The sequence below is a fragment of the Myxococcales bacterium genome (assembly GCA_016716835.1).
Taxonomy (GTDB): Bacteria; Myxococcota_A; Polyangia; order Haliangiales; family Haliangiaceae; genus JADJUW01.
On record JADJUW010000001.1, the window covers coordinates 2,192,848 to 2,213,838 of the forward strand.

The following is a 20,991-nucleotide window of genomic DNA, read 5'->3' on the forward strand; positions in this document are numbered from 1 at the left end:
GCCAGTATCGTCTTTCACGGAGAGACAATGTCAACCAGCGCTGATTCCCTTCTACAGCTCGTTGTTGAATCTGCGGCGGTTCCACTTTTGGAGGGAACTGCGCGCGATCTGGAAATCCCTGTGGTTCGAGGCAAGGCAACTGTGCTGCTTGGCATGCGCCGAACCGGCAAGAGCAGTCTGCTCATGCAGCGCGCATATGGCAAGATGGCCAAGGGCGGTGCAACGCGAGAACAGATCGCCTTGTTCAACTTTGACAACATTGCGTTTGAAGATTTTACGGGTCGCGATTTGTTGGCATTGGTGGAGGCGTGGCGCAAGCAGTTTCCGCAGATGAGGACAGCCAAGCTTTATCTGTTCTTAGATGAGATTCAGCAAATTCAGCGGTGGGAACGCGCGCTACGTGAGTTGATCGAGTCGCCACTTATTGATGTAACCGTAACCGGCAGTTCTGCAAAATTACTTTCCACCGAGATTTCAACCAGTCTGCGTGGCCGCAGCTTAGCGACCGAAGTCTGGCCATTTTCACTGCGGGAAACCTTGCGGCATACCGCGCATTCAGTGCCAGCCAACTGGCCGGTCACCAAGCGCGCGCAATCAGAACTCGAATCGCTGTTTGAGCGCTACGTGGTGCGTGGCGGTTTTCCTGAAGTCGTCACCTTGCCTGACCTTACATGGTCTAAGGTTTTGCGAGAATATCTTGATGTAACGCTGATGCGCGACGTCATTGAGCGACACTCGGTTTCCAACCCCAACGCATTGCGCACCTTTGTTAGGCAGCTACTTAGAGCATCGGGCCGCAAGGTAAGCATCAATAAAATGTCTCGAGACATGGCATCGCAGCACATCGAGGTTGGAAAAAACACCTTGCATGACTACGTCGCGTACCTGCAGGACGCTTATTGTTTTTTCTTCGTACCCATTTTTTCGGATTCAGTACGCAAGCAACAGGTGAATCCAAAGAAGTGCTACAGCATTGATCCTGGCTTTGTGAATGCCAACACCGCGCCCGGACATTTCGATCGTGGGCTTGCGCTGGAAACCTTGGTCTATATAGAACTTCGCCGTCGTGGTCATCAGCCGTTTTACGGTGATTTTGGTCGAGGTGAAATTGATTTTATTATCGGGAGTGACGGCGAACCAAGCGCACTGATGCAAGTTGCCTGGTCCATCGCCGACGAGACAACCCGTGCTCGTGAACTCAAACCGCTATGGGACGCCGCAAAGAAATGGCCCAAGGCCAAGCTCACGGTGGTAACGGCGTACGAAACAGATCAATTAAAAGACAATCGCCATCACATTGAGGTCGTGCCGTTTTATCGCTGGGCATTGCAGGGCTAGTGCCGTGTCCCAGATAACATGAGCCCCCCTGCTAGGTCTAACGCCCGATGCCTGCGTTGCTCGTCGGTCGTTTGGAACCACCAAACTCCACTCCTCGCGCCCCGCCTCGGACGTCATCCCGGCGCAGCCTGGCTCATAACATCTGGGACACGGCACGAGTTCTAAATTTGCCCGCAACTACCCCGCTTAGATGGCTCGGCGCACTGCCGACATACGCACGTGCGAGGATATTTTGGCGACAGTATTTGCAAAAGAGCTAAATGTGTTCAACCAGGGTCCGGACTTCTGTGGGGACTTCTGACTTCTGCAGATGAGTGGGTGAAATCAGAGTAGGCGCGCTGTCGCATCTCGCTTGTGAAGCTAGCGAGCGGGGATAGGAAACTTCAGACGGTAATTGCGGTGGGAGGCAAGAGGGGCGGAGGGCTGGCAGGAGTGCAAGATGCCGGATCACGGGGAATTTAAAGCCGCCGAGGACGAAAATCGGCAGCATCCGCAATCGACTGAAGATGTCTCCATCTGCTGCCGTGCAGGCCTCCGCCAATTAGGCCTGAAATATCCTATCCTCCTGCACGTATATCCGTCACTGCTCGTTCCCCCGAAATTGTAACTCGGGCTACTCTTCTCGTATGGCCGTGTCTAACTGCGTCGACTGTGGAAAAACGGTCAGTACTTCAGCCGCTGCATGCCCTCATTGCGGGCGTCCGGCAGCACCTCCCGTTGTCAAGTGTCCTGACTGCGGGAACAACGTCAGTATTTCTGCCAAGGCGTGTCCCAATTGCGGACGTCCATTTGCTCCTGCGGCGGGAGCCACACTTACTTTCCCCAGCGGTGCCCTACGACCACAAGTTCAAATTGCTCCCGTTCTTGGCTGTCCGCGATGCGGATCGGAGTCCTCGTCAAAATATCGCGGGCTCTATCTGGCGGGCGCGATCTTTTTGTTTCCGCTTGGGCTGGTCTTCTTGCTACTGCCAAAAATCGGCAAGTGTTCCAGCCACCAGTGCGGTCACACGTTCGAAGTACCGAGCGGCCTCAAGCTTTAGATTCGGTTATGAGAAGGCTCGTGCCCGCGGCGGTCTCGAACCGAACGATCGCGCCTCGGACAAGTGCTCAAAATCTGTGAGAACCCGAAAAGTGGGTGTGCAACCCGGAACATAGGTGACATTTTGCACCCAGCCAGCCCTGCGCGCCCCTTACCACGTATGAAGTCAAATCACTCGCAGCAAACCAGCCGAGAACTTGGGGATTGCGCCACCTATTCGTCGCGGCTATACGTACCGCCATGCATCGCCGTTTTGACCGCGCCGGACGCTTGCTCGGAGAGCCCGCGATCGACCGCCTGGCCGCCTCGCACGTCGTTATTTTTGGCGTCGGTGGCGTTGGCTCATTTGCCGCGGAGTCGCTGGTCCGCACCGGGATTGGGCGAATCACCTTGGTCGACTTTGATCGCATTTGCGTTACCAACGTCAATCGCCAGCTGCATGCGATGAAGGGCACGCTGGGCAAGCCCAAGGTGGAGGTCATGGCCGAGCGCTTGCGCCTCATTAATCCCGACGCGGTGATCGAAACGCGGGTTGAGTTCTACAATGAGAAGTCCTCGGCGCGACTGCTTACGCCCGAGCCCGACATGGTGATCGACGCCATCGACAACGTCACGGCCAAGATGCACTTGATCGTGACCTGCCTGCGGCAAAACATTCGCATCGTGTCGTCGATGGGCGCGGCCGCCAAGGTCGATCCCACCATGGTGCGCGTCGCCGACCTCTCGGCGACCAAGATGTGTCCGCTCGCGCGCCATCTCCGCAAGTACTTGCGGCGCAACCATGACCTCGACGCCTCCCGCTTTGTCGGCTTGCCGGTTGTCTATTCCGAAGAAGTACCCGCCGAGCCGCAATGGCTGGCGTATGATGACGGCGTCTTTCGCTGCGTGTGCCCCGGCGGCACCAACGGCCTCAACGACTGCGATCACAAGCACCGCATCGATGGCTCGGTCGCTTATGTAACCTCGGTGTTTGGAATGGTGGCCGCGAGCGTGGTCGTCAAGACGCTCACCGCCGACGTTGCCGTGCGCCCCGCGCACCTTCCGCATGATCATGCCCATGCTGCCCATGCGCCCGGCGTCAAAGGCGACTTGCCTACATTAGGCGCAACGTAGGCGCACCATTTGCGTGCGAGCGAGTGTTGCCGAGAATTTGCTGGCAATGCGATGATTTAGCCGCATGGCAGACTTAGGGGCGGGACGACGCGGCGCGCTGGAACCAACAGCCATTGCCGATTTCTTGGCGAGCTCGGCGCTGTTTAAGGCCTGCGATCGGCAGGTCGTCGACCGCATCGCGCCGCACGTCGAGGCAATTGAGGTCGACGGCGGCACCATCGTCTCGCGCGCCGGCTCGGCCGAGCCGCTGCTTGGCATCGTCTACGCCGGCAAATTGGCGGTCCGCTCGGTCAACGCGATCTCCGGCGCCTCCACGGTGCTCGAAGAAATTCGCGTCGGCGATAGCTTTGGTGAGGTAGGCGCCGTCCTTGGTACCGCCCAGGCGACCGAAGTCGTCGCCGATCAAAAATGTATCGTCGTCTTGCTCAACAAAGATCTGCTCGCGCAAATGCTCGCCAAGGTGGCGCCGTTTGCGGCCGCCATCGCCAAGCGGCTCGCGACGCGCGTCGTCATGGCGTCGGTTGCCAATATTCGCGGCCAGGGGGCGCCCGGGGCCACCGGCGCCGCCGCCGACGCGCCTCTGCTCGATCTGCAGATCAGCGCGCCACCGCCCGCGGCGGCCGCCCACGCCGATGGCATCACCTTTTGTCGCATCGCCAGCTACCCGGTCGATCAAAAACTCATAAGCCTGGTGCCCAGCAAGCTGATCCACCAGCACCGCATGCTGCCGCTTGAGCTGCGAGGTCGCAACATGTTGCTCGGCATGGTCGATCCGTACAATCAGGCCTCGCTGGGCGAGATCAAGCGCGTGCTGTCAAACGTCGACATCCGCGTGATGGCGATAGGCCTGGAAGACTTTAACGAGACCATCGTCCGATTTCGCATCGAAGCGGGCCCCCCTAAGGCACGTGGCGCCGACCTTACCAACCCGGACACCATCCAGTACGACATCGCAGATTCCGAGCGCGAGGCCAAGAATGCCGTTGGCGTCATCGGTGATGAGGTCGTGCAGCTCGCCAGCAAGATTATCGCGGGCGCGCTTAACGTTGGGGCGTCTGATGTGCACATCGAGACAGATGGCACCGGCGTGCGGGTGCGTTTTCGCACCTCCGGCGCCTTGCAAGACTGGGATCAATTTGTCCCGGCGTCGTTTGGCAAGAGCCTCGTCGCGCGCTTCAAAGTGCTGGCGGGCCTAGACATCACCGAGCGCCGCTTGCCGCAAGACGGCCGCATTGGCATGCGCATCGGCAAGCGCGAAGTGGATGCGCGGATTTCCACGCTCCCAGCCAGCCGCGGCGAGAAGATCGTCATGCGTATGTTCGAGGCGAGCTCGGTATCGAGGCCGCTTGAGGCGATCATCGCCGACGCCAATGCGCTGGCGAGTTTTCGCAATTCCATCAATCGACCGTATGGGGCGATTATTATCGCGGGACCAACCGGCTCCGGCAAGAGTTCAACTCTTTACGCCGCACTGGGCGAACGCAAGCGCATGCGCGCGGACACGTCGATCGTAACCGTCGAAGATCCGATCGAGTATCGCTTGCAGGGCATTACCCAAACCCAGGTCAACCACGTCGCCGATCTGACGTTCGGACGCGTCCTGCGCGCCATGCTGCGGCAAGACCCCGACATCATCATGGTCGGCGAATCGCGAGATCCGGAAACCGCGCAGCTCGCGCTTGAGGCTGCGATGACCGGCCACTTGCTGTTCACCTCGCTGCACGCCAATAACGCGATTGGCGTGATTCAACGCCTGGAACAGCTTGGCTGCTCGCGACCACTCATTGCGCAAGCCCTCGGATCTGTGCTGGTGCAGCGCTTGGCGCGCAAGCTGTGCCAAAAGTGCGTCACCTCGGAAGTGCCACCACCGCTTTTGCTAGAATCACTTGCCGCGCGCGGGCTCGTGGAAAAGGCGGCCGCGATCCCGCTGCCGCGCGCGACGGGCTGCGCCGACTGCGGCCAAACCGGCTACAGCGGCCGCGTTGCCGTCATCGAGTTGCTGTCGCCCACCGACCAACTGCGCGCGCTTATCATGACCAATGCGCCGCTGGCGGAAATTGAAAATGTCGCCGCCGAGAGCGGCGCCTTGATGCCGTTTCGCCGCTACGCCTCTTTCTTGATGTCACGCCAATTGCTCACGCCAACCGAGGCGCTCCTCGTCGTCGCGTAACACCGCCCACGTCGCCTCACCCATAGCAAAAGCCAATTCACCTATGAAGGAACTTCTACTCTCTCCCATTGGCCTTGGCGGTGCGGCACTCGTTGTGGTCATCATCGCCGTGCTCATCCTTCGCCGCGTGCTCACCCCGAGGGCCAAGGGCCCCGCAAAGCCGCAGCGAGTGCCCGGCGATGTGCAGCGCTACGTCCGCGACGGCAACTTTGGTCGCGCCGCCACCGCCGCCGCCAATGCGGGACTGCTTGAGCTAGCGCGCGACTACTACTTGCGCGCGCAGCAGCCTGAAAACGCGGCGGCCATGTCAGCACGCCTGGGCGACTACCGCCAAGCGGCCGAACTTTTCGAACGTGCGGGCGCTACGGCCAAGGCGATCAGCTACTACGAGCGCGCAGGGATGGGTCAAAAAGTGACCGAGCTCAGCGCCAAGTCTCCAACGCACATCGCCGCCGAGGCCAAGAGTGCCATGGCCCATAGCAACGGTCGCACCCTCGAGACCGAGTTTCGCGCCCTGGCCGCCAAGCGCGATCAGAGCGAGGCCGCCCGCGCGCAGCTGCAAGCGTTGGCGCGGCGCGCCGCCGATGCCCTGCTCGCGGAAGGCGAAATGTCGGTGGCGGCCGGCATCTACAACGAAGCCGGGCTGTATGAAGAAGCGGTTCATCTCTACGTAAACGTGCTCGGCAAGCCAGGCCAGGCCGCGCCCATCCTGGCGCAGCTTGGCCACCACGAACGGGCCGCCGAGCTATTTGAGCAAGCCGGCGAAACCGAGCAAGCCGCCGCGACCTGGATTGGCATCGCGCGCGGCGCCAAGCAACCTGAAGCCTATATCGACCGCATCGAACACCTGTCGCCGCCGCAGGCGCAAACGTTTCTCGAAGAAGAAACCCAGCGGCGCGGCATGGGGCCAGACACCGTCGAGTTGTTTTACCGCCTGGCTCAACTGCTCAATGCGCTCAGTGAGCAAGTGCGCGCACTAGAGATTTATCACCAGATCGAACAAGCGGTGCCTGGCTACAAGGAGACCGTGGTTCGCATCAAAGATCTTGCGCGCATGGTGCAAACGGGTGTCGGCCGCGGTGGCGGTGCGGGCACGGGGGCGGGATGGACCGGTGCCTCGGCGTCGGCCGCCGCGGGGCAAGGCTCGGGCGCAGGCGCCGATGCTCTCACGCTGCTCTCTGCTGAACAGCTGCAAATGCTCGCCGACCAAGTCGCGCAGGCGGCCGCGGCGCAGCTCCGGCGCGCCAATAGCCTCGATTTTGGCGCGATCGCAATCTCCCACACCGGCACCTCGGTAAAGACCGTCATCAAAGAGGGCGTCGGCCTAGAAATCAGCAAGCTCGAGCTCGACCTGGCTTTTGACGCCGCGGTTCAGGCGGCCCGCCAAGGCGCGTCGATTGACACCCTGATGCGCTTCACCGGCGGACGCGAATGCGATCTCGGTAACATCGAGGTTTACTATCGCCTGGGCCTCGCACACATGGCGGGTGGCAATTGGGCCGATGCGGCCAAGGCCTTTGATGCGGTCGAGGACGCCTCGCCGGGCTATCGCGATGCCTGGAAGCGCGCTGAAGAAGTGCGCGTGTGGGAACAAGCAATTGGCGACAAGCGGACGCGGCTGGGCAAGGCCGAAGAAGGCGGCGGCCGCTACGAATTGCGCGGCGAGCTAGGGCGCGGCGGCATGGCCATTGTCTATCGCGGGTACGACACCGTGCTCGACCGCGAGGTTGCCCTCAAGTTTCTCTCGAGCGAGATGAGCGCCATCGCCGAGGTGCGCGACATGTTCCAGCGGGAAGGCCGCGCGGTAGCCGCGCTCAACCACCCCAACATCGTCACCATCCACGACGTCGGCGTCCTCGATGGCCGCGCCTTCCTTTGCATGGAGTTCGTCGCGGGGCGCTCGGTCGAGAGCCTGATGACCGATCCCAATGGGCTGACGATCGTGGAAGGGCTTAACATCGCGACGCAGGTGCTGACCGCGCTCGCCTACGCGCATTCGCGCCGCATCATCCACCGCGATATCAAGCCGGCAAACTTCATGCGAACGGACGACGGCCTGGTCAAGCTGATGGATTTTGGCCTCGCCAAATCAATCGACTCGGGCCGCCAGCAGTCGATGATCGCCGGGACGCCGCAATACATGGCCCCGGAGCAATTGCGTGGCGAACTGGTCGATGCCCGCACCGATCTGTTTTCGGTCGCGGTAACGATGTATGAGCTCTTTACCGGCCACATGCCATTTGAGGGCATGGAGCGCCATGCGGCGCCCAAGCCGCCCAACGAGTATGTCCCCGCGCTGCCTGACTTGCTCAACGATGCGGTGATGCGCGGCCTGGCGTTCTCGCCAAATGCGCGCTGGCAGAGCGCCGAAGAAATGCGCGAACCCATCGCCAGCATCCTCGACGCGGTCGGCAGCGTGACGCGCGGCGCGGTCAAGGTGACGCCGGTGACCGACCCGGTCATGGCGTCGGCCTCGACCGAGCTCCTGCTCTAAACAGAAACGCATTGAGTGGGAATCTTTCGGTGTACGGCTTCGCGAGCCTCGTTACAGCCAGACGGCTGCGCCTGCCTCATCGCGCGTGCAGCGGTTGGTGCGGCCTGGCTCTGACGAAACACAAGCATACGATTCCAGCATTCTGACACTAGCGTGTCCGCCTCCACCCACTGCGTTCTGTTGTCCGTATTTTTGGCCCTTTTGTTCTGCGATCCGGCTGCTAGAGGAACCCAGTTGCGACGCCGCCGTAGAGAGGCAAAAACGTGCGCAGGTCTTCGTCGCGGAAGACCACCGAGAGGCCGATGAAGATGTCGCGGCCAAAATACACGCGATCGAGCGCACCAGGGTGAGCGTCGCGGCCGCCGGGATAAGGGGCAATCGTCAGCGAGCTCGGCGGGTTGAAGGCGTCGTCAACGCCCGCCCAAAAATAGAGGTTGCGGTAGATCTCAAACGCGGCGCTGAAGCGCCCGCGAAAGCCGGCCTTGTAGTCGTGCAACGTGGCATCGGCGCTCAGCTTGAGGCGGCTGCGAAAAAAATCGCCATCGATGCCGACGCCGAGCTGTGACTCCTTGATGCCGACGCGATACGAGAACCAGCGAAAGCGTTTGCCCCACTGCGCCGAGAAGCGAAGCCCATTGGAGATTTCCGCCGTCTCGACCCACCTGGTGCTGGTGCCATCGTTGGTGAGCGTCGCGACGGGCGTTTCGCCGTAGGAGCCAGCCAGGGCCTCGAAAGCGTAGAAGTAGCCATTGCGCGGCCCGAATTCCAAGGTGATGTATTGCCGCGACAGCGTGCTGCGCATGTCGATTTCGCCGCGCAGGCCGAGCAACACCTGCATCTTGGTGACGCTGCCGATGCCCTTGGCCACGGCGCGTGCGCCGTCATCAAGCGTCTCGCCGAGATCGCCCTTGTTGATGAGCTTGCCGAGCATGCCTTGGTCGGCGTCGCCGCGCTCGCCATTTAGGCCACCCACCACACGGCCCGCCTTTTCGATATACGGATCGACCTGATTTAGCTTGGTGCGAAATTCGCCGAGCGAGGTCGTGATCGTGACGCGACCGGCCTGCATGTCCTTCGTTAGCTGCACCAGGCTGCCGTTAAACTTGTCGAGCTTGGGTAGCAGCGTGTCGGCCATCCCGGCCGTGCCGCGCGCGACGTCCTCGGTCCACGCATCAAATTTGGTCACGCCCGTGGCGGCGGCGACGATAGCGCCATCCCAGGCGCCGCGATTGAGATACGCCTCAAATTCGCCGAGCTTGCCGGTCACCGGGCCTTGGATGAGCGTGCGCCCAACGCGCAAGGTGTCATTCATCGCGGCAAGGCGTTGATCGATGAGCGGCAAGCCGTCGTCGATCGAGCGCATCATCTTCTCGGGCGAGGCCGCCTCAACCACGCGGCTCACCTGCTCACCGGAGCGCAGCCTGCGTACACCCTCGGGCATCACGCCGTCGACGTCGGGACCGCCGGGAAAGATTTCGAGATAGTTATCGCCCAGCGCCGACGACGTGCGCTTGTGCGCAACGGCATCGGAATACAGCGCGACCCCCGGCGTCAGCGCCATGTCGACGCGCGACAGGCTGCCCTCGATGCTGAGTTCTTCGATGCGCCCGACCTGAATGCCCGCCACGAGCACCTTGGAACCAATTGGCAGGCGCGACCCGTCGCGGAAATAGGCGTAGGTCGCAAATGACCCGCTCACCGAACGGCTATCGACCTTGCTCTTGCCCCACCAGGCGATGCCTCCGACGATCAGCGCGATCGTGGCAAGCCGAATGACTTTGGCGAGCTCCACCGGGGCATGCTACCCGCGCCCGCAATAATCTCCAAACCCCCAGGCCGGCCAATTCCAGGCCAATTTGAGGCCGCGCGCGGCTAACGCGGTGCCGGCGCGATGCGCTCGGCGCTGGCGGCGCCAACCCAGCCGACCGCACCCTGAGACAGCTCAATTTTTTGCCAAGTACCGCGATCTTCGAGCACTTTCGCCTCGCTCCCCGCGGCAAGCGGCGCGGGCAGGACCAATGGCGAGTTCTCGCCGTCGGCCGCATGCAGCGACGTTGGCACAACAATCACCACCTCGTCGCCGCCGCCGCGCTCCAGTAGTAGCGATCCGGCGAGCGCCACCCACGCCACCGCGGCGACCGCGGCGGCGAGCGGCCTCGCCGCGCGCAAGCGGCGCCCAACACCGGGCGTAAGCACCAACACGAGCATTGCAAACCACAGCCCGGATGCCAGCAAGCGCGCCTCGCGCGACCAACTGTGAAAGAAAAATAGGGTCTGGGTCGCCGTGGTGGCAGATTGTGCTTCGCCACCAACGTGACGACGCACCCACTGCAGATTGCGAAGCGCCCGCGCGTAGCTGCGATCAAGGTGTAGCGCGCGGCGGTACGCAAGCACGGCGCGCCCGATCTGGCCGGCACCGAGCGCGGCATTGCCCCAGTCCGTATAGGCCGGTGCGCTGGGCGAGCGGGCGGCGGCGGCGGCCAATTGCGCTTCGGCGCGCGCAAACGCCGCCTGCCTCGCGGTGCCCTGTGGGGCTTGCAAGGCCGCTTGATAGGCGGCGCGACCATCGCCGGCCGGTGCCCCCGCCCATGCGCCCACCGGCGCCAGCGCGGCCGCGCCAAGCACGAACGCAAGGCCCGTTGCGGCAAGGCGCGGCCCTGACGCCAGCGTCGCGCGATCCATGGTTTCAATCATCGTACGGATTTCGGACAAAAGCGTCGGCGCCAGCGGATGCTGCGCGCTGCTGGGCGCAAACGCCTCGACCTCGAGACGTTGTAGGACCTCAGGGCGCAGCGCGTCGGCGCCGCCATGCTGTGCATAGGTGCGCAACGCCGCCGCCAAGCCAGGCGCGGCATCGCGAGCCGGCAAGGCCACCGCCGCGGCGAGCCGTGCGAGCAGCTCGCGCCGATGCGTGGCGCGCACGCTGCTGGCCTGCCGGGCGCTCCGTGAGCGCATCAGCCACCAGCCAGCAAAAAAGATGAGCACGGGGACGACGTACAAGACCACGAGCAGCGGCCAAAACCATTGCCGCCAGGCGTCGACGGGGCGGCGCGCCTCGGCGTCGCCGCTGAGCGCCAAATCTACGCCCACTAACGCCGTGAGATTAGCCACGATCGAGCCACCCTGCGCGGTTTTGCCGCCATCGTTACCCGCCGCCGCGGTGCGCGTGACCTGCGCCGCGCCCACTAATTCGGTGCCGCGCACCGCCAGCGCGATGGGCTCGCTCTTGATGGTCTTATAAGATGCGGTCGCGGGATCAAAGTAAGCGAAGGCAATCGCCGGGATCTCTATCGCTGGGCCGATCACCTGCACCGGAACGCGAAATGTCTTGGTCTTGCCATCCGGGGCTAACTCGCCTACCGGCGCACCCGGCTCGCTCGCAAACATCGTGGGCGGCAGGGCGTCGGGTCCAACCAACGACCCAAGCGTGGTCGTATCGAGCCGCGTGTCACTCTTGATCGTCACCTCGAGTTCCATGGGTTCGCCGAGCGCAACAACCGAGCGGCTGGCGCGCACCCCGAATGCAAAGGCAGAGCCAACGGCGCCGTGAAAGCTCGCGGGGCGGCCCGTCAAGGGCAGCTCCTTGACGGTGAGGGTTTGCGCTTCATCGTCGGCGCGCGATAGCTCTGATTCGCCGAATCCAAACGAGCCAAAGGCCGAGCGTCCGAGCACAAACGCCGGCGGCAGCGCAATGGTGCCCGCCTTCAGCGGCGTCACCAGCAAGGTAAATTTATAGGTCTGGCCGCGGCCGGCGCGTTCGCTGGTGGCCCCCACCACCAATTCGTTAGCGCCGCTGGTGATCGGCAGCTTGACCTCGGCGTTGTCAACTTTTGGCGCCGACACCGCCAAGGTGTCGGTCATGCCGAGCAACGGCACCTCGAAGCGCGTTGGATCGATATTCTCGGTGATGCTCCATTCATAGTCGATCGCGATCGCCTCACCGACATAAACCGTGCGCGCAGGCACCTGGCTGCGTAGTTGCATCGACCGGCTGGTGGGAATGCGCTCCACCACCAAGCGCGCGGGTTGCGAACGCGCGCGCTTGCCACCCGCGGCAAATGTCATGGGCGGAATCGTCAGCGCGCCGGCCTTGCTCGCGGTGATCTCGTAGGTATAGGAGAGAATCGTCTCCTGCCGAATCGTGCGGCGGCCGTTGATCGTAATGCTAACGCTTTGAGCGCCGCTCGTCGCAACGCCGGTTGGTTTCACCGTGGCGCCCGGCAGCGACAGTGGTGGTTGTGGCGGCGCATTTTTGTCATCGAAACCGGTCACCGAGGCGACGAGCACGAACGGCATGCCGACGTAGGCGCCGTTGCCGGCGAGGCGGAGCGCCACCTCGGGCTCGGGCTCGCCTTGCGCCAACGCGGGCCGAGCCGACACGGCGAGCAAGCACGCCACCGTCAGCGCGAGCAAGCCGACACGGCTGAGGATTGTCAGCGTTCGCACGCCCATACCCTACCAGTCTTTCTCCACCGGCTGCGGGCGTGCGCGTGGCTGATTGCGGCGGCGTTCGGCCTCGCGTTCTTGAGCACGCTGCAAGGCATTGCCAGTTGGCGGTTGGGTTGGTTTTTTGTCATCGGGTTTGGCGCCGGATGCCTGCCCGCTCGCTTGATCTTTTGGTTGATCTTGGCCGGCTTGCGGTTGCGGCTGCTGAGCTTGCTTGTCTTGCTTTTGCTCTTTAGGCTCGTCCTGCGACGGTGGCTCAAGGATCTCGATCGCCTTACGCAGGTGCTCGAGCGCCGTCGCCTGCTCTTGTAACGTCGGCGCTACGTCGACCGAGGCGACGCTCGCTTGGCCAATGGCAGCCTGCAGCGTCGTGATGGCGGTTTGCATGCGCGCCTTGGCGATCGCAACCTCTTGCGCCGCTCCGCGAAGTTGTTCTGCGCTGGGTCCAGCGTTGCTGGCGTCGGCCGGCGGCGGCGCGCCCGCGGCCGCATCGGCGGCCTCGGCAAGCGCGGTAGCGATCGCATCGGCCATGGCCTGGTGGGTCTCTTGCCCAGCCAACGGCGACGCAAGCCGCGCCGCTCGATCGTCTAAGGCATCGCCCGCCGCCGTCGTGTCGTCGCGGGTTTGCGCTTGGTCGGCGGCGAGCTGCTTGAGATGTTCGATCAGCGTATAAAACAGCGTGCGCAGCTCGGTGAGCGCCGTCAGCGCGCGTGTGGCCTCCCTCGCCTGAGCCGTCTTATCGCCGCGCGCCATGGCGGATTTCAGTGCCGCCGTCGCCGCCGCCGCCTCGAGGCGCAGCGTCTCGGCCTTGGCAAATCGAGCCTCGATCGCCGCGCTCGGATCATCGCCCGTGGGTGGCGCTGCCTGTGCGGCCTGTGGGGCCTGCGCCGCGGTCGCTAGTTCACTGGCTTTGAGCTCGGCGAGCAAGGCCTCCAGCATGACCAGCCGTGCCCCGTTTCGACCGACAGCCTCGCGCACGTGCCTGGCCAACTGCGCCGAGACGGTCGGCGCTAGCAACGCCTGTCCCACCATCTGCTGGCTCTGCCACGCCATGTCGATCATCTGGCGCGCATCGGCAAATTGTTCCATCGCCTGCGAAAGCTCCGCGAGCGCTAGCTCTTGCGCCGCGGCCCCCGCCGTCCACGCCTTAGCGGCGAGCTGCACGTCGGCGTTTTCCATATGTCCAAGCGCGCTGGCGATATGCGGCAGGGCCTTCGCAACCTTGGCAAGCAGCTTGGCGCGAGCTTGTGCCTGCGCCGCTTCCTCACCGGAGGCTGGCGTTGTCGGCGCGGACGGCGCGGCCTCCACTGCCGCGATTAGCGGCGCCTGGACTTGCCGCAAACGCGACGTCAGCTGTGTCTGCTGCGCGCGTAGCAAGGCGTCAGTAGCCCACGCCGGCGCCTCGCCGGTGGGTTTTTGCGCGGTAAGCGTAAGCGTTTCAACCTGCTCGCCGGCGATCGCTTGCATCACGGCGATGGGATCCATTAATTGTTCGCGCGCGCGCTTGAGGTGCTCAAGGGCATCGGCGCTACGCGAAGCCGCCAGCTCGGTGCGAACTTGCTGTGCCAGGCGCCGGGCGTCGACCATGGCCGAGCGCGCCAACGCGATATATTGGTCGAGCGCCTGTAGTTGCGCGAGGCGCGCGGCCTGCGCGCCGCCATCCTCGCCGCCGCCATTTGTGCCGGCCGCGCCACCTGCTTGCGAGAGCGACTCGATCTCACTAGCGGCCATGTCTGAGACGACCCCAGCCTCCGCAAGCAGCGCCTGTTGCGACAAGGCGAGCTTTGCGCCCTCGGGCGCGAGCTGCATCGGATCTGCCGCCGTACCCGCCGTCAGCACGTGCGCGTGCAGCTCGCGCGCGGCATCGCGGAGCCCTCGCTGCGCCGCGATCGCCGCGTCGAGGCGCGCCTCGAGGCCATGCTTGCCGGCGTTAAGCTGTTCGATCAGCGCGATCGATCGCGTCTTGACCGCCCGCAAGTTCTCTGCCGTCGCCGCATGCGCAGGCCGCAACGACCGCGCGCTATAGAGCCATCCCTCGGCCGCCTTGAGCTGGCTGATTGCCTCTTCAAGTTTCGGCGGCGTCGCCGCGGCTGCCGCCTCGGCGCGCGCGACCGCGACGGCGGCGAGGTTGAAGGCGGCGTTAAATCGCAGCTCCGCATCGGCGCCGGCATCGCTGCGCGCGGTGGTGAAGGCGGCCTCCGCTTCGTCGAGCTTGCCGGCGGCCAAGGCGGCGACCCCTTCATTATATGTCACGCGCGCGGCGTCCTCGCTGGCACAGCCAAGCAGCATTACCGCCAGGCTTGCCGCGATCAGCTTGTTTGCCGCAGGCGTTAGCCCTGGCCGCATCGCGGGGATGCGCGAGCCCACCCACACCGCGCCGAGCAACGCCGCCAGGGCGACCAGCACAAACCATCCATATAAGGGCCGATGCGCCGTGCGCGTGTGTTTGACCACCTCGTCGCGCAGCATGGGCACGACGTGCTCAGAGACGATCGACTCCAAATCGATCGCCGCCGTCTTCGCCGGCACGAACGCGCCATTGGTTGCCTCCGCGAGCTGTTGCAACATTTTACCGTCGATGCGCGAGATGACCGGTACGCCGTCGTGCAACATCACCGTCTTGGCGCCGGTGGTCGCGTCGGTCATGACGATCTGGCTGCCCTCCTCACTGCCGAGCCCGACCGCGATCACGCGCACGCCGGCCGCGGCGGCCTCTTTGGCGGCCTCCAGCGGATACGAATCTTGATCTTCGCCGTCGGTAATAAGCACGACCAGCTTGGCGCCGAGGCCCGGCGGAAACGCCTTCGTTGCCACGCGCAACGCCTCGCCGATGCGGGTGCCACCTCGTGCCACCGAATTGGTATCGACGTCGCGTAAGACAAAGCGAAAAAACGCGTCATCAATCGTCAGCGGGCACGCAACGGCGGCGCGCCCCGCAAATACGACCAAGCCAAGTCGCGCCCCGGCCAGGCGCGTCGCGAGCCGCGCGATGTCGGCCTTCGCACGCGTGAGGCGATTGGGCGTGACGTCCTCGGCGAGCATCGATTTCGATACATCGAGCACGATCATCACGTCGGCGCTATGCGCCGCGATGGCCTCGGTGGTTGGCTGCGCCGCGGCTTGCGGCCGCATCAACGCAAACACCGCCGCCACCATTGCCAGCGTCAACAGCGCCAAGCGCCATCGCCGCTGGTTACGCGCAGGCCCCACCACCAACCTGGCTTGCATCGTGGGCGACAGCACGGCATCCATGCCGGCCTCGCCACGACGCTCGAGCCATCCCAGTGCCATGATGATCAGCGCCACAGGCCACAAGAGATGGATGCGTGCGACCTCGGCAAACGAGATATCTAGCAGGCCATTCATTCGGGATACCTCCGTAGCAGCGACCAGCGCAGCGCAAACCCCAGCGCGACGGCGATGAGCCCAAGCAGCACCAGCGGCTCGAAAAAATAGCGGTACTCAAGAAAGCGCTCCTGGGCCATGCGCGTCTTCTCGAGACGGTCGATCGTCGCGTAAATGTCGTGCAGCCCGGCGCTGTTGGTTGCCCGGAAGTATTGACCTCCCGTCTTGCTCGCCACGGCTTGTAACAGCTCTTCATCGATCTGCACGCGGCGATACACCAGCTCAGATTGTGGTCCACCTCCGACGCGCACGGGGGCGCGACCATTGGTGCCCGCGCCAATGGTATAGACCTTTATGCCAAGGCCCGCGGCGATCTCGGCGACCGCGCGTGGGTCTTGCTCGCCGGCGTTGTTTTCGCCATCGGTTAGCAGCACCACGACCTTGGATTTCGCGGGCGATTGTTGCAAGCGCTGCAGGCCGAGCGCCAAGCCGTCACCAATCGCGGTGCCGTCTTCTTCCGACCCAGGCTCCACGAGTTCGGTGCCATCGAGCGCGCTCAAGAGATTGCCGTGGTCGAGCGTCAGCGGGCTCCTGGTATCGGCGTAGGCGGCAAAGCTCACCAGCCCGATCGCGTCGTCGCGGCGCCCAGCGAGCTCGCCATCGCCGAGCACGAAGCGCCTAAACACCCCCTTGATGGCATCTAGGCGGGTTTTCTCGCCACCTTCGTCTGAAAGATCGAGCGCCAGCATGGACGATGAAATGTCGACCACCATCATGATGGCGATACCGTCGGCGCGCACCAACGAGTTGCGCTTGCCCACGCGTGGGCCCGCGAGCGCGATGACCCAGGCGGCGCAGGCCAAGGCCAACAGGCTCGCTGGCACCCACGCCAAGCGGGTGCGCCATGAGCGCGTCTGCTTCGGCAATAGCGTGAGCGACGAAAACACCATGGTCGCCGCATGACGCCTCGCCCACCACCACGTCGGCGCGACGAGCAGCAGCAGCAAGAGAGCCCACGGCTGCGCCCATGACAATTGCGACCACCACGAAGGGCTCATGGCGTGCCCTCCGTGGCCGGTGAGGTAACGGTCAAGGTCGCCTCGATGCCGCTCGCTGTGCCTTCGATAAATCGCTCTGCAAGGGCAAAGTTGCCCAGCGACTCATCGCTGGTCGGGTGATAGCCGGCAAACTTCACGCGGTCGCAGGCCTCAAGAAAGGCGGCGAGCTGCGTCCGCTGCGGCCCGGCGAGCGCCTCCGACTCCTTGGCGACTACCAAAAATTCTTCGGAGGTGAGTTCCGGCGCGCGGAGGCCAAAGCGTTGCTCGATGTATAGGCGCACGATGGCCGACAGCTCGACATACCATGCGTCGAGGACGGCGAGGTCCTGCCCATCAGGGGCGCCGCGGGCAATCAACTCGCTCAAACGCGCGCGCGCGGCATCGTAGGCGCTGATCTGCGCCTCCCGTGCCCTTGCCGATCGCGCGGCGGCAACAGCTCGCCAAGCCAGCCATGCGCTTGCTATGGCCAAGGTCCCCACGACAACCCACGCCCACCACGGCCATGCGCCGCGCGCCGGATCCAAATTGCCGGGCGCCGGCTGCATGCTGGCGGTGGCGGCGTCCTCGGGCGGCGGCGCCACCGTGAGCGAGATTTCCTCGGTGAGCAGCTCGTGCGCCTCGCCACCCGCATCGACATAGGCGACGCGAAAGGACGGGATGCGTTGTTTGCCCGCAAATTCGGCATAGAGCCCCGCGACTTTGGTTTGTATCGTCGTGCCGTCCGCGCGCGTCGCCGTCGCTTGCTGCCAGGTGTCTTGCCAAAATGCCGTGAGCAGCTCGGTCTCAAGCTCGAGCGTGGCCTGCGTGCCCGTGGCCGAGGTGACTTCGACATGCAAGTAGATCAGATCGAGCACGCTCGGCGCCGCAGGCCACACCGAGACCACCGCCTTGACCGGGCCATTCTCCACGGCCTTGCTGATCGCGTCGGCAGGGACGACCGGCATCGCCTTCGGTGATGCCGTCGGCGCCGACTCACGACACCCGGCGCTCACAACTAACGCCAAGACTGTCATCAGCGCTGCCTGCGTCGCGGCAGGCATTGGCCGCAGCGCGCGCCTCATCGCCGCCTCCGCTGCGCGCGTTGGCGAAAAAACCTCAGCAAGGGATCAACCACCGAGGCGCCCGCCGATACCTCAAACAGATCGATGCCGCGCGCCCTCCACGCGTCGATCAAGCGCGCCCGCGCCGCCGCCGCACCCGCCGCATACGTGCTCGCGAAATCGGCGCCCGCCGTATCTACCAGCGCCACCTGCCCCGATTCGGCGTCCTGCAACGCCAACAGGCCGAGCGCCGGCATGGTTTGTTCACGCGGATCGGTCAGCCACACCCCAACCACGTCGTGTTTCTGATTGGCGTGCGCCAACACCTGCAAGTAATCTTCATCAAAAAAATCTGAGATGACGAACATCACGGTCTTGCGCGGCAAGACGCGGCGACAAAACTCCAGCGCGGCCGCGATGTCGGTGCCGCGTGACGCAGGGGCGTGGCGACGCCTCGCGACCAACGCGGCCCACAGGCGGCGCCACCAACTAGATTGGCGCGCGTTGGCTGCCGCCGCTTGACCAGCCGCGGCGGGCAGCGCCATCGATTTAGCCAGCGACGCCTCGGGCGCGAGCACCTCGCGAATCACCCGTAGCGCGTGCTTTTCGCCCTTGCGCGGCGGAATGAACTGCTCGGCCTGGCCATGAAACATGACCAAGCCGGTCTTGTCGCCATTGGCACTCGCCGCCATCGCCAACATCGCGGCCACTTCCGCCGCCGCCTCGCGCTTGCTCTTTTGCCCCGAGCCAAACTCGAGCGACGAGCTGACATCGACCACGAGCATAATTGTCATTTCGCGCTCTTCGACGTAGCGCTTGACGTGCGGCTCGCCGGTGCGCGCCGTGACATTCCAGTCGATGCTGCGCACGTCGTCGCCGGGCACATACGGCCTCACCTCGTCAAACTCCATGCCGCGGCCGCGAAACACGGAAAGGTAGGCGCCACCCATCACGCTGGCAACCTGCCGACGCGTGATGACTTGCAGGCGCCTAACCTGCGCGAGGAGTTCTTGGCTGAGCATAAATGCCCTACACTTTAGGGTACGGCCACGTTTTCGAGGATTTGGGCCACCACGACATCGCTGGTCTTGCCTTGCGCTTCGGCCTCATAGCTCACCATCACGCGGTGGCGCAGCACATCGGGCGCCACGGTCTTGACGTCGTGCGGGCTAATGTAGCTGCGCCCGGCGAGCAGCGCGTGCGCCTTGGCCACCTTGATGAGATTGATCGAGCCGCGCACCGAGGCACCGTTATCGATGAGCGAGGCGAGCGAGGCACAACCATTGGCCTTCGGATCGCGCGTCGCGGCCACTAACTCGACGGCATAGCGCTTGACCTTGTCATCGACAAACACGTGCGTCGCCACCTGGCGCGCCGCCAGCACGTCGGCGAGCGTCATGATCTTGCTCGCGCTCGGCTCGGCCATCGCCCCCGCCATGCGATCGATGATCTTGACTTCTTCATCTTTGCTCGGATAGCCGACGCGCACCTTGATCATAAAGCGATCCAGCTGCGCCTCGGGCAGCGGATACGTCCCCTCTTGCTCGATTGGATTTTGCGTCGCCAGCACCATGAACGGCTGCGGCAAGGCAAACGTTTGATCGCCAATGGTGCATTGCCGCTCTTGCATCGCTTCTAGCAAGGCCGATTGCACCTTGGCCGGCGCGCGGTTGATTTCGTCGGCGAGCACGAGATTGGCAAACACCGGACCTTTTTTCACCGAGTAATTGCCCTCGCGCGGATTAAACACCTGGGTGCCGACGACGTCGCCCGGCAGCATGTCCGGCGTAAACTGAATGCGCGAAAAATCACCGTCGAGCGCGTCGGCGAGCGTCTTGATGACCAGCGTCTTGGCGAGGCCCGGCACGCCCTCGAGCAGCACGTGGCCGCCCGCGAGCAAGCCCAGCAACAGGCGATGCACCATGTCGTCCTGGCCCACCAACACCTTGCCAATTTCGGCCTTCAGCCCGGCAAACCGAGCCTGCATCGACGCTACCTGTTCACTGAGTTGATCTGACATGCCTATTTCGCTCCCGAGGTAGTGGTTTTTTACTCCCGCCCGCGCCAAACCGCACCCGCGCCGCGGCGTATTCCCACATGGCCGTTATTTTTAGCGATTTCCGCAGCGGTACGTCGCGCCCCTTCGCGTGGACAGCCTTGCACCAAGGCCTGAAAACTCTGACATTCATGCCACCCCATGTATCAAGCCGCGATACCTTGATCGCCCCGGCGGACTGGCGCAGGGCTGAAAGGGCTGGCGGTGCCGGACGAGCGACCACGACGCCTAAGAACCCCAATGGCATTCAACTTGCATTTGCGCCTAACAATGATGCCTACCAATAGCACGAGTTCGCTAGCTAACATCCCACGCACGCCGCGGGCGCTTTGGCTGCTCGCCCTCGCCTGTGCCTGCAGCGAGAGCACCTACCAGTACACAGCCGAGGCCGACGCAGAGGCGATGCTGGCGATCGCGCGGGTGTGGGATGAAGGTACGCCGCAGGGAATCCAACTGTCAATTTGCGAGGATTTATCGGTTGATGATTCACTACAAGACGGCTGCATTGTAAATCACGTGGTTCGCGGCGAAGGCCGAGGCATGGATCATGAAGCGCCGCAAGCCCAGGGGTGCGGTGGCGGCTGCACCGCCCAAAATGTCGCGTTCGTGCGAGGGACCATTGAAAGCGAAACAATTACCCCCGCGCGCGCAGTCAGCGGCAGCGTCGATCTATTTAATGCCTATGCCGATGGCGACGACCCCTACGCGTATCCCTACTTCGTCTATTTGACCTGCGACGACGCCGCAGCCCCATGCGAAATCAGAGGCGAAATCGAGGCGGATGGATCGCTTGCGATTACCCTTTCGACCGGCTTACCCGGCAGCGCCAACGACACGACCCACCAACTGACCGGCGCCACGGCCGCGGCATGCCCGGCGCCAAACAGCTAAA

General features: G+C 63.7%; 13 protein-coding genes. 6 read left to right on the forward strand and 7 right to left on the reverse strand.

The annotated features are described in order from the left end of the window. Positions 1-27: 27 nt before the first annotated feature. The 5 genes from IPL79_09730 to IPL79_09750 all read left to right on the forward strand — a co-directional run bounded on the left by IPL79_09730 (position 28) and on the right by IPL79_09750 (position 8,154). On the forward strand, positions 28-1,338 hold the full coding sequence (locus tag IPL79_09730) for an ATP-binding protein (GenBank protein ID MBK9071265.1): 1,311 nt from the start codon (positions 28-30) through the stop codon (positions 1,336-1,338). Positions 1,339-1,964: 626 nt separating this feature from the next. Continuing rightward, positions 1,965-2,378, forward strand: coding sequence for a zinc ribbon domain-containing protein (locus IPL79_09735; protein ID MBK9071266.1), 414 nt, complete (start codon positions 1,965-1,967; stop codon positions 2,376-2,378). Between the two features lie 203 nt (positions 2,379-2,581). Further along, entirely contained in the window at positions 2,582-3,490 is a 909-nt protein-coding gene (locus IPL79_09740; GenBank protein MBK9071267.1) for a tRNA threonylcarbamoyladenosine dehydratase, read from the forward strand. Between the two features lie 64 nt (positions 3,491-3,554). Next, positions 3,555-5,660, forward strand: a complete 2,106-nt coding sequence (tadA, locus tag IPL79_09745) for a Flp pilus assembly complex ATPase component TadA (GenBank protein MBK9071268.1) — start codon at positions 3,555-3,557, stop codon at positions 5,658-5,660. A 43-nt stretch (positions 5,661-5,703) separates the two neighbouring features. Further along, a complete protein-coding gene (locus tag IPL79_09750; protein ID MBK9071269.1) occupies positions 5,704-8,154 on the forward strand; it encodes a serine/threonine protein kinase in 2,451 nt (816 codons plus the stop codon). Between the two features lie 220 nt (positions 8,155-8,374). Here IPL79_09750 and IPL79_09755 read toward each other — a convergent pair whose 3' ends face one another. The 7 genes from IPL79_09755 to IPL79_09785 form a co-directional block, all read right to left on the reverse strand. Beyond that, the gene (locus tag IPL79_09755; protein MBK9071270.1) at positions 8,375-9,946 is read right to left on the reverse strand and encodes an MCE family protein; all 1,572 of its coding nucleotides are present in this window, start codon (positions 9,944-9,946) and stop codon (positions 8,375-8,377) included. 80 nt (positions 9,947-10,026) lie between these two features. After that, positions 10,027-12,600 (reverse strand): BatD family protein, encoded by a 2,574-nt coding sequence (locus tag IPL79_09760; protein MBK9071271.1) that lies wholly within the window; start codon positions 12,598-12,600, stop codon positions 10,027-10,029. Positions 12,601-12,609: 9 nt separating this feature from the next. Next, complete coding sequence (locus tag IPL79_09765; GenBank protein ID MBK9071272.1) at positions 12,610-15,966, reverse strand: VWA domain-containing protein; 3,357 nt, start codon at positions 15,964-15,966, stop codon at positions 12,610-12,612. Continuing rightward, positions 15,963-17,003, reverse strand: a complete 1,041-nt coding sequence (locus tag IPL79_09770; GenBank protein ID MBK9071273.1) for a VWA domain-containing protein — start codon at positions 17,001-17,003, stop codon at positions 15,963-15,965. The genes IPL79_09765 and IPL79_09770 overlap by 4 nt, the downstream gene beginning before the upstream one ends. After that, on the reverse strand, positions 17,000-17,995 hold the full coding sequence (locus IPL79_09775; GenBank protein ID MBK9071274.1) for a hypothetical protein: 996 nt from the start codon (positions 17,993-17,995) through the stop codon (positions 17,000-17,002). The genes IPL79_09770 and IPL79_09775 overlap by 4 nt, the downstream gene beginning before the upstream one ends. A gap of 65 nt (positions 17,996-18,060) precedes the next feature. Further along, positions 18,061-19,065, reverse strand: coding sequence for a DUF58 domain-containing protein (locus tag IPL79_09780; GenBank protein MBK9071275.1), 1,005 nt, complete (start codon positions 19,063-19,065; stop codon positions 18,061-18,063). Positions 19,066-19,079: 14 nt separating this feature from the next. Beyond that, positions 19,080-20,063, reverse strand: coding sequence for an AAA family ATPase (locus tag IPL79_09785; GenBank protein ID MBK9071276.1), 984 nt, complete (start codon positions 20,061-20,063; stop codon positions 19,080-19,082). A 306-nt stretch (positions 20,064-20,369) separates the two neighbouring features. Between IPL79_09785 and IPL79_09790 the strand changes: the two genes are divergently transcribed. Next, positions 20,370-20,990, forward strand: coding sequence for a hypothetical protein (locus IPL79_09790; protein ID MBK9071277.1), 621 nt, complete (start codon positions 20,370-20,372; stop codon positions 20,988-20,990). Position 20,991: the final 1 nt, after the last annotated feature.

What these genes read in the sequence shown, in the direction of transcription:
- IPL79_09765 (MBK9071272.1), bottom strand. Translation starts at nt 15,966, where the DNA reads ATGAATGGCCTGCTAGATATCTCGTTTGCCGAGGTCGCACGCATCCAT.
- IPL79_09785 (MBK9071276.1), bottom strand. Translation starts at nt 20,063, where the DNA reads ATGTCAGATCAACTCAGTGAACAGGTAGCGTCGATGCAGGCTCGGTTT.
- tadA (MBK9071268.1), top strand. Translation starts at nt 3,555, where the DNA reads ATGGCAGACTTAGGGGCGGGACGACGCGGCGCGCTGGAACCAACAGCC.
- IPL79_09770 (MBK9071273.1), bottom strand. Translation starts at nt 17,003, where the DNA reads ATGAGCCCTTCGTGGTGGTCGCAATTGTCATGGGCGCAGCCGTGGGCT.
- IPL79_09780 (MBK9071275.1), bottom strand. Translation starts at nt 19,065, where the DNA reads ATGCTCAGCCAAGAACTCCTCGCGCAGGTTAGGCGCCTGCAAGTCATC.
- IPL79_09750 (MBK9071269.1), top strand. Translation starts at nt 5,704, where the DNA reads ATGAAGGAACTTCTACTCTCTCCCATTGGCCTTGGCGGTGCGGCACTC.
- IPL79_09735 (MBK9071266.1), top strand. Translation starts at nt 1,965, where the DNA reads ATGGCCGTGTCTAACTGCGTCGACTGTGGAAAAACGGTCAGTACTTCA.
- IPL79_09790 (MBK9071277.1), top strand. Translation starts at nt 20,370, where the DNA reads ATGATGCCTACCAATAGCACGAGTTCGCTAGCTAACATCCCACGCACG.
- IPL79_09730 (MBK9071265.1), top strand. Translation starts at nt 28, where the DNA reads ATGTCAACCAGCGCTGATTCCCTTCTACAGCTCGTTGTTGAATCTGCG.